General features: G+C 68.5%; 10 protein-coding genes. 3 read left to right on the plus strand and 7 right to left on the minus strand.

The genetic code is table 11. From position 1 onward, the window contains the following. Positions 1-3: 3 nt before the first annotated feature. The gene (locus tag QNI11_RS16325; protein WP_283980911.1) at positions 4-1602 is read left to right on the plus strand and encodes an acyl-CoA dehydrogenase family protein; all 1599 of its coding nucleotides are present in this window, start codon (positions 4-6) and stop codon (positions 1600-1602) included. Between the two features lie 164 nt (positions 1603-1766). Here QNI11_RS16325 and QNI11_RS16330 read toward each other — a convergent pair whose 3' ends face one another. The 7 genes from QNI11_RS16330 to QNI11_RS16360 form a co-directional block, all read right to left on the minus strand. Continuing rightward, complete coding sequence (locus QNI11_RS16330; protein WP_283980912.1) at positions 1767-2768, minus strand: aldo/keto reductase; 1002 nt, start codon at positions 2766-2768, stop codon at positions 1767-1769. A gap of 128 nt (positions 2769-2896) precedes the next feature. Further along, on the minus strand, positions 2897-4165 hold the full coding sequence (locus QNI11_RS16335; RefSeq protein ID WP_283980913.1) for a flavin-dependent oxidoreductase: 1269 nt from the start codon (positions 4163-4165) through the stop codon (positions 2897-2899). A gap of 1 nt (position 4166) precedes the next feature. Continuing rightward, a complete protein-coding gene (locus tag QNI11_RS16340; protein WP_283980914.1) occupies positions 4167-4616 on the minus strand; it encodes a MarR family winged helix-turn-helix transcriptional regulator in 450 nt (149 codons plus the stop codon). After that, positions 4609-5394, minus strand: a complete 786-nt coding sequence (locus QNI11_RS16345) for a crotonase/enoyl-CoA hydratase family protein (RefSeq protein ID WP_283980915.1) — start codon at positions 5392-5394, stop codon at positions 4609-4611. Before QNI11_RS16345 ends, QNI11_RS16340 begins: the two co-directional genes overlap by 8 nt. Positions 5395-5640: 246 nt before the next feature. Continuing rightward, on the minus strand, positions 5641-6402 hold the full coding sequence (locus tag QNI11_RS16350; protein WP_100929583.1) for an ABC transporter permease: 762 nt from the start codon (positions 6400-6402) through the stop codon (positions 5641-5643). 105 nt (positions 6403-6507) lie between these two features. Then, on the minus strand, positions 6508-7290 hold the full coding sequence (locus QNI11_RS16355) for an ABC transporter ATP-binding protein (protein ID WP_283980916.1): 783 nt from the start codon (positions 7288-7290) through the stop codon (positions 6508-6510). 108 nt (positions 7291-7398) lie between these two features. Beyond that, complete coding sequence (locus QNI11_RS16360; protein WP_370313466.1) at positions 7399-8412, minus strand: ABC transporter substrate-binding protein; 1014 nt, start codon at positions 8410-8412, stop codon at positions 7399-7401. A 382-nt stretch (positions 8413-8794) separates the two neighbouring features. Between QNI11_RS16360 and QNI11_RS16365 the strand changes: the two genes are divergently transcribed. Then, positions 8795-10519: a hypothetical protein gene (locus tag QNI11_RS16365; protein ID WP_283980917.1), complete on the plus strand. Its 1725-nt coding sequence runs from the start codon at positions 8795-8797 to the stop codon at positions 10517-10519. A 231-nt stretch (positions 10520-10750) separates the two neighbouring features. Continuing rightward, the gene (locus QNI11_RS16370) at positions 10751-12937 is read left to right on the plus strand and encodes an AAA family ATPase (protein WP_283980918.1); all 2187 of its coding nucleotides are present in this window, start codon (positions 10751-10753) and stop codon (positions 12935-12937) included. The last annotated feature ends 14 nt before the right edge of the window (positions 12938-12951 follow it).

The raw sequence follows: 12951 nt of genomic DNA on the forward strand, positions 1-12951 counted from the left end.
CGCATGACACCTGAAACGCTCCTCTCCCTCCTCGACGCCACGCCCGGCTGGACGGCACAGGCCGCGGCCGCCGACCTCGACGACACGGCCACGCTGCAGATCCTCTCGGAGGCCGCGAAATTCGCGCAGACCGCCCTCGCGCCCCTCGCCGCCCATGCCGATACGGCGGGCTGCCGGGTCGAGGATGGCCGGGTCAGGACGCCAGATGGCTATGCGCACGCCTTCCGGCAGATGGGCGCGGACGGCTGGATCGCCGCCGACCTCGATCCAGACCTTGGCGGCATGGGCCTGCCGCTGGCGCTGCACGCGGCGGCCTCCCTGCCGATGGAGGGCGCGGCCCTGCCCTTCATGATGGCGCTGGGATCGACCCGCGCGGCGGCGCATTGCCTGGCCGCCACCGCGCCGGAACTGGCGGCAGAGTGGTGCCCGAAGCTCGCCTCCGGCCAGTGGGCGGCGACGATCTGCATCTCGGAGCCGGACGCGGGCTCCGACGTCGGCCGCATCCGCACCAAGGCCACGGCAGAGGGCGAGGGCTGGACCGTCTCGGGCACGAAATGCTGGATCAGTTTCGGCGATCACGACATGGCCGAGCGCATCGGCCACCTCTGCCTCGCCCGGACCGGCGCGCCGGAGGAAGGCACGCGCGGCCTTTCGCTGTTCCTCGTCGCCGACGCGCGGCAGGACGGCAGCAGGAACGGTATCTTCGTCGAGCGGATCGAGGAGAAGCTGGGCCTGCACGGCTCGCCCACCTGCGTGCTGCGGTTCGAGCGTGCGGAGGCCACGCTGATCGGCACGCCCGGCCGCGGCTTGCCCGCGCTCTTCAACATGATCGAACTGATGCGCCTGCAGGTCGGCGTGCAGGGCGCGGGCGTCGCCGCCGCCTGCGCGACGCTGGCGCAGGACTATGCCGGGGACCGCAGGCAGGGCGGACGGCCCGACGCCGCCCCCGTCGCCATTGCCACCCACCCGGACGTCCGCCGCCAGCTCTGGCTGATGGAGGCGCGCGCGCTGATCGCCGCCGCCCTGGTGGTGGAGACCGCCGTCACGCTGGGCCAGGCGCAGGGCGGCGACCCGGAGGCCGCGGCGCTCTCGGCCTTCCTGCTGCCGCTGGCCAAGACCTTCGGCGGCGAGATGGGTCAGGCCAATGCCTGCGCCGCGATCCAGGTGCTGGGCGGCGCGGGCTACACCCGGGAATGGCCCGCCGAGCGCCACTTCCGCGACGTCCGCATCACCACGATCTACGAAGGCACCACCGGCATGCAGGCGCAGGACGTGCTGTTCCGCCGCCTGCTGAAGGACGGCGCGACAATCCGCGCGGCCCTGACGGCCCGGCTGGGGGGGGACGCGGTCTTCCCGGCGCTTTTGGCGCGGCTCGATACCCTCGTGGAGCGGCTTTCAGGCGCGAAACCTGAGGCGCAGGCCCTTGCCGCAGACGCGGCGCTGCGCGCCGCCTGGGAGGTCGTGGCCGCGGGGCTGGCGGAGCGCCTGCTTGGATCGCTCGGTCCAAGCGCGGCGCTCGACCTCTGGCTCTCCGGCGCGGCGGCGCGCATGGCGGTGGCAGAGGCTGGCGTGGACTGGGCGCTGAGGGTTTCGGATCGCTGACGCGATCCGATCCGCGCGCCCTTCGGGCGCGCGTACCTTGGTGGCCCCGTGAACAGCCCCCTGCCGGCGGCGCGCGCCGGTGCGCCGGGGCATTCAGGTATTTTTGCCAAGATGAAGGCAGCACCGGGTTTGCCCGAACCGGACGACGCTCCGCTTGGGCCGCGTCAGCAGTAGGCTTCCGGTCCCACGGACTGCGCGTCGGAGTAGCGCGCGCCGTGGCACCAGCCGACCGGCAGCCGCTGTTCGATCTCCGCGACGATGTCGGGCGACAGCTTCATACCGGCGCCGGCGACCAGTTCGGCGAAATGCGCGGTGCTGCGCGTGCCCGGGATCGCGTGGATCGCGGGGCTCTTGGCCAGGGTCCATGCGATGGCGAGGGATGCGGTCGCCAGGCCCATGTCTGCCGCCATCTCGCGCAGGGGCGCGCTGGCCGCGATGTTGCGGTCGAGGTTGCCGCCGGTGAAGCGCGGATTGCCGGACATGAAGCCGCTTGCCGCCACACGCTCCGGCGTGGGCGGCGTGTCGGACAGCAGCCCGCGGCCCACCGGGCAGAAGGCGACCAGCGCCGTGCCGAGGTCCTCGCAGGCCTGCAGAAGCCCCAGTTCCGGCAGGCGCGTCTGCAGCGAGTATTCCGACTGCACCGCCGCCACCGGCGCAACGGCCGCCGCGCGCCGAAGCGAGGTCGGCGCGATCTCGGAGAAGCCGAAGGCAGCGATCTTGCCCTTCGCCTTGAGCGCGGCGAGGGTTTCCGTCACCGCCTCGATCTCGTGCCGGGGATCGCGGCGGTGCACGTAGAAGAGCGCCACCTGCTCCACCCCAAGGCGCTTGAGGCTCTGGTCCAACTCTGCCTCGAGGTGTTCGGGCGCGTTGTCGAAGGTGCGCCGCCCCTCCGCGTCTCTGGTGATCGCCGCCTTCGTGGCGATGGTGAAGGGCATTCCGCCCTTGCCCGCGTAGCGCTTGAGATAGGCGCCGATGGTCTCTTCGGAGCGGCCCATGCCGTAGACGTTGGAGGTGTCGATATGCGTCACGCCCGCGTCGAGCGCCGCGTCCAGCACCGCGTGCGCATCTTCGACGCTGACCGGGCCGTAGAAGTCCGAGAAGGACATCGCCCCCACACCCAGCGCCGCGACCTCCGGGCCGCCGGCCCCCAGTTCCCGTTTCAGCATCGCCTCGTCTCCCGCATGTCCGTTTGCGCGACCATCCCCGAAAAGCGGGGCGGGGCCAAGGGCGCAAGCGAAGGTTTCTTTGCCAGTATCAACCAGGGGCAGCCGCTGGTGGCACGCGGGCAAAAGCGTCAGACGCGGGCGCCCTCGGGGATCATGCGGGGGGCCTCGTTCAGGGCCTCGCGGGCAAAGCCCGCCGCCGCCTTGTAGCCCGCCATGAAGGCGTCGCGTTCCGCGGGCGGGATCACCGCATCGATGTCGTCGAACTCCCCTCCGCAGCGTTCGTCGACCATGTTCAGGAGGCCGAAGGGACCGGCGCCCCGGTTGCGCAGCACGAGCTGGCCCACGGGTCCGGCAAGGCGCGCGTCGTAGGCGGCAAGCGCGGCCGGGCCGACGCCTTCCGCCAGCAGGCACTGGCCCAGCGTGCGCGCGTCGATCACCGCCTGGCTCGCGCCGTTGGAGCCGGTGGGATACATCGCATGGGCCGCATCGCCCAGAAGCGCCACGCGCCCGTCGACCCAGGTGGGGATCGGGTCGCGGTCGATCATCGGGTTCTCGTAGGCGATGTCGGCGCGGGACAGCAGGTCCGGGACGTCCAGCCAGTCGTAGCGGAAACCCTCGAAGTGATGGGCGAATTCCGCGATCTCCACCGGGCGGAACCAGCCGCTTTCGCCCCTGCCCTCGCTCTTGTCGACGACCAGTTCGGCGATCCAGTTGATCGTCGCCAGCCCGTCCGCGTCCGGGGCGGAGATCGGGTAGATCACCATCCGGTGCCGGTGCGTGCCGAGCCCCACAAAGCTGGAGCCGGTGCGGATCGGGGCCGCCCGCGTGGTGCCGCGCCACATGACCGCGCCGCCCCAGTGGATCGGCGGCTGGTCGGGGTGCATCTGCGCGCGGGTGGCGGAGTGGATGCCTTCCGCCCCGATCAGCAGGCTGCCGCGGGCGCGGACCTCGCCGGCTTCGGTCTGCATCACCAGCGTGACGCCGTCCTCGTCCTGTTCGTAGCCCGCCGAGGCATGGCCGGTCCGGACCGCGTCCTTGCCAGCCCGCTCGCGGAACGCCTCAAGCAGCGCGATGTGGAAGGCGCCGCGGTGCACGGCGTATTGCGGCCAGTCGTAGCCCGCCTCCAGCCCGCGCGGCTCGGCGTAGATGTCGTTGCCGTTCAGGCCGACCAGCGCCCATTCGCGCGCGGGCACGCCGACGCGGTCCAGCACCTCCGGCCCGATGCCCAGGTCGTAAAGCTCGCGCACCGCGTTGGGCTGCAGGTTGATGCCCACGCCCAGGGGTTTCAGCTCGCGCACCTTCTCGTAGACCACGCAGGGCACGCCGATCTGGTGCAGGGTCAGCGCGGTCACGAGGCCGCCGATGCCGCCTCCGGCGATCAGGACGGGGTCGGCCATGTCAGCTCTCCATCTTCAGGTAGCGCCGGAGGAGGGTCTTCAGCTGCTCCGCTTCCGCGTCACTGAGCGGCACGGGCGAGGTACCCTCGTGGATCACGAACGACGGGCGGAGCGCATCGACGCGGGCCGTGCCCTCCTCCGTCAGCCAGAGTTCCACCGACCGCTTGTCGCCTTGCGGCACCGTGCGGCGGACGAGGCCCTCGGCCTCCATCCCGTGCACCATCTTCGTCATGTGCGCGCGTTTGATGCGCAGCGCCTTGGCCAGGACGCCCTGACGGACGCCCGGGTTCTCGGCCAGCATCAGCAGCACCGACCATTCGCCGGGACGCATTCCGGCGGATTCGAAGTCGCTGTAGAACTGGGCAAAGCTGCGCAGCTGCGACAGGCGCAGCAGGAACCCGAGGCTGTTCGCCAGCGGGCCGAAAGCCAGCGCCTCGTCGCCCTCAGGCATTGGGGTCCTGCACCTTCGCGGCGCGCTTTTCGAGGAAGGCGCGCAGGCGGTCCTTCGCGTCGTCGGTCATGGTGGCGAGGCTTGCGACCATGGATTCGGCGAAGAGCCCGTCCTCGGACGACATGTCCGCGATGCGCGGCAGGGCGTTGATGATCGCGTAGTTGGTGAACTCGGCATTGGTGGCCATCTGCTCGGCCAGCGCGACGGCCTTTGTCAGCGCCTCGCCTTCCGCCACCACGTAGGACACGCCGCCCCAGGCCTCGGCCTCCGTGGCCTTCAGGGCGCGGCCGGTCAGCATCATGTCGCCCATGCGCGGCGCGCCGATCAGACGGGCGATCCGGACCGAGCCGCCGCCGCCCACGAAGATGCCGCGCTGGCCTTCGGGCAGGGCGAAGAAGGCGGTCAGGTCCGCCACGCGGATCTGGGTGGAGGCGGCCAGCTCGAAGCCGCCGCCCACCGCGGCCCCGCTGATCGCCGCGACGAAGGGGATGGTGCCGCGTTCGATCCCGTCGAAGACCGCGTGCCAGCGGCGCGACCCCTTCACCGCCTCGAAGAGCGGTTTCTCCGAATGTTCGGCAAGGTCGAGCCCGGCGCAGAAATGCTTGCCGTGGCCGAAGATCACCCCGGCGCGGGCCTCGCGCTGCGCGCGCTGTACGGCTTCGTGGATGGCCTCGACAAAACGGTCGGAAATCGCGTTGCGTTTTTCGGGACGGTTCAGCCCGATCAGCGCAACGGCGCCCTTGAGCTCGTAAGTGACGAGCGTCTCTGTCGTGTCCATGCGATCCTCCCGCGGCAGCCGTTTTCGGCGCCAGTTTGTTCACACGTAAACAATGTTGTCGAGTCGTGTCAACGCGGGAGCGCGCTGTTTCGGACAGGCCGGGGCGTGTGCGGATAATGCGCCAAGCCCACGCCGGACATGGCCCGTGGGTCTGCCGGGCGGCTGCCGTCCAGTTTCAGCCGCTTCCGGCGCAGCTGTCCAGAGGTTTCCGCGCCGCTGACTCGCCTTTGGCGGCGGTGTCCCGCCTCAGCCCGGCGCGCGTTCCGCCCAGCCGGCAAAGACCTTCTCCAGCGCAACGACGACGTAGTAGAGAACGATGCCCAGGAAGGCGAGCGCGATCAGGACGGCGAACATCAGCGGGTAGTCGGAGTTGGTCTTGCCCGAGTCGAAGAGCGCGCCGAGGCCGCGGCCGTGGGGCGAGACGATCTCCATCAGGTTGGTGCCGATGAAGGCCAGCGTGACCGAGACCTTCAGCGCGCCGAAGAACTCCGGCAAGGTCTTGGGCAGGGCGATTTTCCAGAAGATGGTGGTCTGGCTGGCCCCGAGCGAGCGCAGGATGTCGCGGTACTCGGGCTCGAGCGTCGACAGCCCGATGGAGATCGACACGGCGATCGGGAAGAAGGAGATCATGAAGGCGATCAGCACGGTGTTGAAGTCGTGCATGCCGACGAACATCAGCGCGATGATCGGCACGACGGTGGCCTTCGGAATGGCGTTGAAGCCCACCAGCAGCGGGTAGAGCGCGTCGCGCATCGTGCGGGAAAAGCCCATGATCATGCCGATCACGACACCCACCACGATGGCCAGCAGCAGCCCCGCCACCGTCCGCCAGAGCGTCTGCCAGCCCATGACGAGGAACAGCTCCCAGTAGCGGGTGTAGGCGGGCAACAGGTCCGAGGGCGAGGCCATCTTGTAGTTCGGCCAGCCCATCGCCCAGACCAGCAGTTCCCACAGCAGGAGGAAGATGATCACGGCGATGACCGGGGTGAGAAAGGCTTTGAGACGCATGGCGGTTCTTTTTCGGTCGGGCGGCGGCGCGTGTGGCGGCGCCGGAATGTGAGTATTTTCGAAGCAGAGAAGCAGGGGGAGGAGCGCCTGCCGGAGCGGGTGCCCTCAGGCCGCGGCCCTGCCCTGCGCGATCTCGATCTGGTGGCGCAGGATGCCCAGCATCTCGGCGGCCTCGGCGGTGTAGAGGTGGTCGAGGTCGCGCGGCCCGGTGTCCGGCACGTCGAGCACGTATTGCGTGCGGGCGGGCCGCCCCGACAGCACGATCACCTGGTCGGCGAGGAAGATCGACTCGCGCAGGTCGTGGGTGATGAGGACGCCGGTGAAAGGCTCCTTCTCCTTTACCCTGTGCATGGTCTGCCAGAGATCTTCCCGGGTGAAGGCGTCGAGCGCGCCGAAGGGTTCGTCGAGGATCAGCACCTCGGGCTTATGGACCAGCGCCCGGCAGAGCGAAGCACGCTGCCGCATACCGCCGGAGAGCTCGGAGGGGCGCTTGTCCTCGAACCCGGTGAGCCCCACCAGCGAGAGCAGGTAGCGCGCGCGGTCTTCCTGCTCCTTCCGCGACAGCCTGTTCGGCACGATCTCCAGCGGCAGGACCACGTTCTGCAGGATCGTCCGCCATTCCAGCAGGACGGGGTTCTGGAAGGCCATGCCGACGGTGGAGCGCGGTCCCTTCACCCGTTCGCCGTGCAGCCAGACCTCGCCCTGATCCGGCTTCATCAGCCCGGCGATCAGCCGGGTCAGGGTGGACTTGCCGCAGCCCGACGGTCCGACCACGGCGCAGAAGCCGCCCTCCGGGACGGAGACGTTCAGACCGTCCAGCACCGGCAAGGGGCCGTTCTGCGTCTGATAGGTGTGCCGCACGTCCTTGATGTCGATCAGATTTCCCATGTGGCCCCCGCGCCCGGTCGTGTCGTTGTGAAAGGGGCCGGACCCATGGCCCGGCCCGTTCGTAGGGTGGGGGTTCCGCCCGGCAGGGCGGGTTCCCCACCTGTCCTGTCACTCCAGCGCGAAGCCGCCGTCCGGCAGGTAGGCGTCGGAGAAATAGAGCGATGCGTCGGGTTCGTTCTGGAACTCGTAGGTCAGCTTCATCTGCTCGATCGCGCTTGCCATGCGGTCGTCGTCAATCCCGCCGAAGCCGTTCGCCTGCGTCCAGTCGGTCACCACGTTGGCGTCGATGGCCAGCTGCAGGCGACGCTCTTCGAGCCCCGCATCCGCCGCCGGGTTGCGCTCCATCAGGCTTTCGGTGGCGCCCGCCGGATCGGCGATGGCGTCCTTCCAGCCCATCGCGACCGCTTCGAGGAAGCCTTTCACGGCCTCCGGGTTCTCGGTGGCGAAGTCGGTGTTGACGATGATCGCGTTGCCGTAGAGGTCGACGCCGTGATCGGCCATCAGGATGGTGGAGATGTCGTCCTCCGGCACGCCCAGCCGCACGAGGTTCAGGAAGGACGAGAAGGAGAAGCCGGTGACCGATGCCACCTTGCCCTCGGCCAGCATCGGTTCTCGGGTCGGGAAGCCCACCGGCTCCACCGTGATCGCGTCCATGTCGAGGTCATTCTCGGCGGCGAAGATCGGGAACTGCGCCCATGCGCCGTCCGGCGGCGGGGCACCCAGCACCTTGCCTTCCAGGTCCTTCGGCGTCTCGACGCCCAGCGACTTGCGGCCCACGATGGCGAAGGGCGGCTTGTCGTAGACCATCATCACCGCCGTCACCGGCGCGCCGGGGTTCTGGTCGAGGAACTTGATCAGCGAGTTGATGTCGGCGAAGCCCACTGGGAAGGCGCCGGTGGCGACCTTCGGAATGGCGTCGAGCGAGCCCTGCCCGGCGGTCACTTCCACCGTCAGGTCGGCATCGCCGAAATAGCCCTTGTCGATGGCGACGAAATACGGCGCGGACGGCCCTTCGAATTTCCAGTCCAGTGCGAACGGCATGTCGGTCTCGGCGGCGGCTCCGGTGGCAAGTCCGGTGGCCAGCGACAGACCGGCAAGCGCGAACAGATTGCGATGCAGCACGGTGTCTCTCCCCTGTCAGGTTGTATGCCCCCTTTTCGTCTTTCTCGGCGGGGGCCCGGCAATCACCCTGCCATGGCGCGGGCGCGCGGGTGAAGTGAAACGTTCAACAATCGGGCAGATGAACGCGGCGCGCCCAAAATTTGCGCATGTGGGCCATGGGCGGCCCGGCGACAGCCGCAAGCCCCTTTCAACCATGGCGATTTCTCCGGCCCGCGCGCTCGCGCGAAGACCCCGGGCCACGCCCCTCGCCGCCCGCTGCAACAGACTGAACCTGCCCGGAAAAACGACGAAAGCGGCTTCCAAATCGCATCACGCGATGTATCGTGAGCGGCAATTGATCCGTCCCGGCCAGCCGGGACCGCCATTCAGGAACAGGTATTTCATGTCCGACGCCGCCAAGCCCAAAGCCGCCAAGATCACCTCTGCCAGGGACTTCGTGAAGGCCCATGCCACGCCGGCGGCGCAGGCGGATGCCGAAACAAGAGGCACGGAAAAGACGGCCGGGCAGGCCTCTGCCGCGATCCAGGACAACCCGTTCTTCAGGATCATGCTCGACGAAAGCGCCTCGCCTCAGGACAAGCTCGACCAGGTGACTCAGGCCCTGACCTTCACCGACGACCGCGCCAGGGCGCGCGAGAATCTCGCCGCCTTCAACGCCTTCAAGGAATACCTCCAGTTCGAGCGCAAGCGCATGGCGCAGGAGATCATCGCGCTCACCGACACGGAGGCCTTCGGCGAACTCAAGCAGGTCTTCGAGGACATCAACACCGCGCTCATGACCTTCGAGGAGCGGATCGGCCCGCTCACCGACATCGTCGACGCCGTCTACACGCTGCGCATGAACGGCGTGACCTTCGACATCTTCCAGGAACTCCTGCGCGAACGCGAGGACGCGAAGCAGCGCGCCGGGAAGAAGGCCGTCCTGCGCGAGCAGATGCTCGATCTCGAGGACAACATCCGCGCGCTGAAGGCCGAGAACGGATTTCTCAAGGACGACCGCAGCTTCTTCGGCTTCGGCGGGGTGAAGAAGACGGCGCAGGACAAGATGGCCCAGAACGAGGTCGCGCTGGCCGCTGACACCAAGAAGCTCCAGGGCATCCTGGCCGAGATGAAGGCGCTCGACGCCGACGCTCCGCAAAGCGCGCAATACGCCGAATTCGCGGCGGAAAAGGCGAAGCTGAAGGAACTGCTCGACATCACGTCCGAGGAGCACAAGGCCCGGCAGGAGGCGCTGGTGAAATCCGCGCAGGACTTCATCGACACGACGGAGGCGCGCGTCTCCAGCGTGCTCGGCCACTTCAACGGCATGAACGGCCAGATCGAGAACCTCGACGAGGCGAACTTCACCATGCGGTCGATGTACGCGATCCTCTCGGACGCCACGAAGGAGGTCGACACCCGCAACGAGGCCCGGCGCGAGGAGATCCGCAAGTCGATCGAGGCGGCCGGCAGCGACCTCGAGAAGCTGGGGCAGGAACGGCTGGAACGCGACATCAACGCCTACATCTCGAACCTCGGCCGGTCGTCGGTGGACACCACCGCGGTGCTGGCCGAACTGACCGCCTCCGGCCACCGCATCCACTCCATGAAGGAGGCGAACGAACAGCAGGTCGCCAAGACGCGCCAGCTCCACACCTCCGGCGTCGCGGGCGTGGCCGACCAGCTCTCGACCGTGCTGCAGGCCGTCTCTGCCGCGGCGCTCGGCGAAAGCTCCGAAGCCGCCAAGATCAGCCTCGAACGCATGAACCGGACGACCGCCGAACTGGGACAACGCGAGGTCATCCGCGTGGCGCTCGGCACGAAGGAGATCAACCAGGACCTCTCCAACGCGCTGTCGGAACTGTCGGAATACGGCGAGACCATCCGCGCCGCCACCTCGATCACCCGCGAGGGGCTCTCGGAAACCCGAAACCTGCTCGCGCAGATCGAACGCCAGACGGCGGAAACGCAGGCGGCGGTCAAGGAATCGCTCTCCGTCGCGGCGGATGTGGCGGGCGGCAAGGGCGGTACTCGCAGCCCCGCCCCCGAAGACACCGCAAGGGAGGCCGAAGACAGGCAGGCCCCGCCAAACCCCTTCGGCCTCGGCCGGTCCCGGGAAGGATCATGACCGCCCCGACTGACGCCGGTTCCGGTTTCGGATCGCTGCGCGATCCGACCGGCCGGGGGCTCCGCCCCCGGACCCCCGGAGGTATTTCAGCCAAGATGAAGGCAAACTTTTCCCATCACCTTGGTCCAAATACCCTTGGGGGGTCCGGGGGGCAACGCCCCCCGGCCGGTCGCCTCGCGTCAGCGAGGCGAAACACTCCTGTCTACATTGGAGTATCAGGATGGCTTGCCCATGCCTGAGCAGGTCAGGGATCATCTGATCCGCGGTGCGGACCTGCTCGCGCGGCGGCCGCATTTCCGTCTGGTGGGGAGGGCGAAGGAGCTCTCCCAGATATCGGGTATGCTCATGCGGCACACCGCCTCCAACGTGCTGCTCGTCGGCCCGGGCGGGGTCGGGGCGACTTCGATCTGCATCGGGCTGGAGGCGGCGAAGGCCGATGCCTCCCTGCCCTTCGACGTGCTGGCCAGGCGGTTGTTCTGGCTCGACACCGACGGGCTGTTTTCCTCCGGCACCCATGCGCGCATCTCCGAAGGGTTCGAGAAGCTGCGCCGCACCTTGTTGCGTACCGCGAACTCCGTCCTGCTGATCGACGATTTCCGCGACTTCATCGAGGCCGCCCGCAACAACGGCACCACCCATCTGATCAACGCGGTCATGCGCGACGTGCTGACGGGGCGCTACCAGTGCATCCTCGAAGCCCGGGACGAGGACCTCGAGATCGTGCTCAAATGTCACTCCAACATGCGTGAGGTCTTCACCATGCTGGAGATCCGCGAACCCGGTCCCGACGCGCTGGCCGAGATCGCCCGGGTCGGCGCCGCGCGGCTCACCACCCATCACGGCGTGCCCGTCACGGAAGAGGCCATCGCCGCCGCGATCGAACTGACCTCCAAGTACCACGTCGGCGACCTGTCGCTGTCGCGCGCGCAGCCGGAGCGGACGCTGAACCTGATCGACAGGGCGCTGACCTCCTACCGCCAGGCGGTGCACCGGCGCCCGCCGCACCTTGTCCGGCTGCGGGCCACGCTGGCAGAGATCGAGGCGCTGCCCGAAGAGGCCCGCTCGCCCGACATTGCCCGCCAGCACGGCGAACTCGGGGACATGCTGGCCACCGCCGAAGCCGACTGGGCCGCCAAGGTCGACCGGCTCACCTCCCTGCGCAATGCGCAGCGCAGCGGGGAGGAACTGCTGCTCGCCCTCGAAGAGCAACTGGAGGCGGAACGGCAGAAGGAAACGCCCGAGACCGCGCAGGCAGACGCCGCGCCCTCCTTCTCTGCCCGGCTTTCCGGCGGCGCGGGTTTCGGCTCGCGCGAGGAGAACCGCATCCTGCAGGAGATCAGGCAGGCCTCTGCCGCCATCGCCGACAACAAGCGAGCCTTCGACGCCCTGCAGGAGGAGATGAACGCCGGTCTCTCGCTCGACGCCGCGGCGGTCACGCTGGAGTTCTCCGCCATTTCCGGCATCCCCGCCGAAAAACTGAACCAGGACGAACGCGAAAAGCTCCTGACCCTCGACCGGGCGCTGAAGGCGCGGGTCTACGGCCAGGACCACGCCGTCGAAAAGCTGGTCGGCGCTGTGCTGATGGCCAATGCCGGGCTGAAAGAGCCCGACAAGCCGCAGGGGTCCTTCATGTTCTGCGGGCCGTCCGGCGTCGGCAAGACGGAGATCGCCAAGGCGCTCGCCATGGCGCTCAAGGACAGCGAGAAGGCGATGCTGCGCTTCGACATGTCGGAATACATGGAGAAGCACGCGATGGCCAAGCTCATCGGCGCGCCGCCGGGCTACGAGGGGTACGAGGCGGGCGGCATCCTCACCAACTCCGTGCGCCGCAACCCGCATTCGATCATCCTCTTCGACGAGATCGAGAAGGCGCATCCGGACGTGTTCAACGTCTTCCTGCAGGTGCTGGACGACGGGCGGCTCACCGACAACCGCGGGCTGACCGTCAGCTTTGCCGACACGCTGATCCTGATGACCACGAACATCGGGCAGGCGCATTTCCTCAACACCGACCTGGGCTTTGCCGCCGCCATGGAAGAGACCATGCGCGATCTCGAAGGCACCTTCCGGCCGGAATTCCTGAACCGTTTCAACGGGCGGCAGAACATCATCGGGTTCCGGACCCTGCCCTTGGAGCTGATCGAGAAGATCGCCAACCGCGAGCTGCAGAAGGTCAATGCGCGCATCCGGGCCGCCGGGCACGCGGTAACGATCGCCATGGCGCCGGAGCAGGTCGCAGCGCTTTGTGCCGACCGCTACGATCCGGTGCACGGCGCGCGCGGCATCCCCGGCTTCTTCGCGGCAGAGGTCTACCCCTCCATCGCGCGCACCATCCTGTCGGCACCGGACACGGCCGGCACGCTCGACGTGCGTTACCATGCCGACGACGGCGGCCGGGTGGAGATCGTGCCGGCATGACGTGCGCGCTGCCG

Source organism: Sagittula sp. MA-2 (assembly GCF_030126985.1).
Lineage (GTDB): Bacteria > Pseudomonadota > Alphaproteobacteria > Rhodobacterales > Rhodobacteraceae > Sagittula.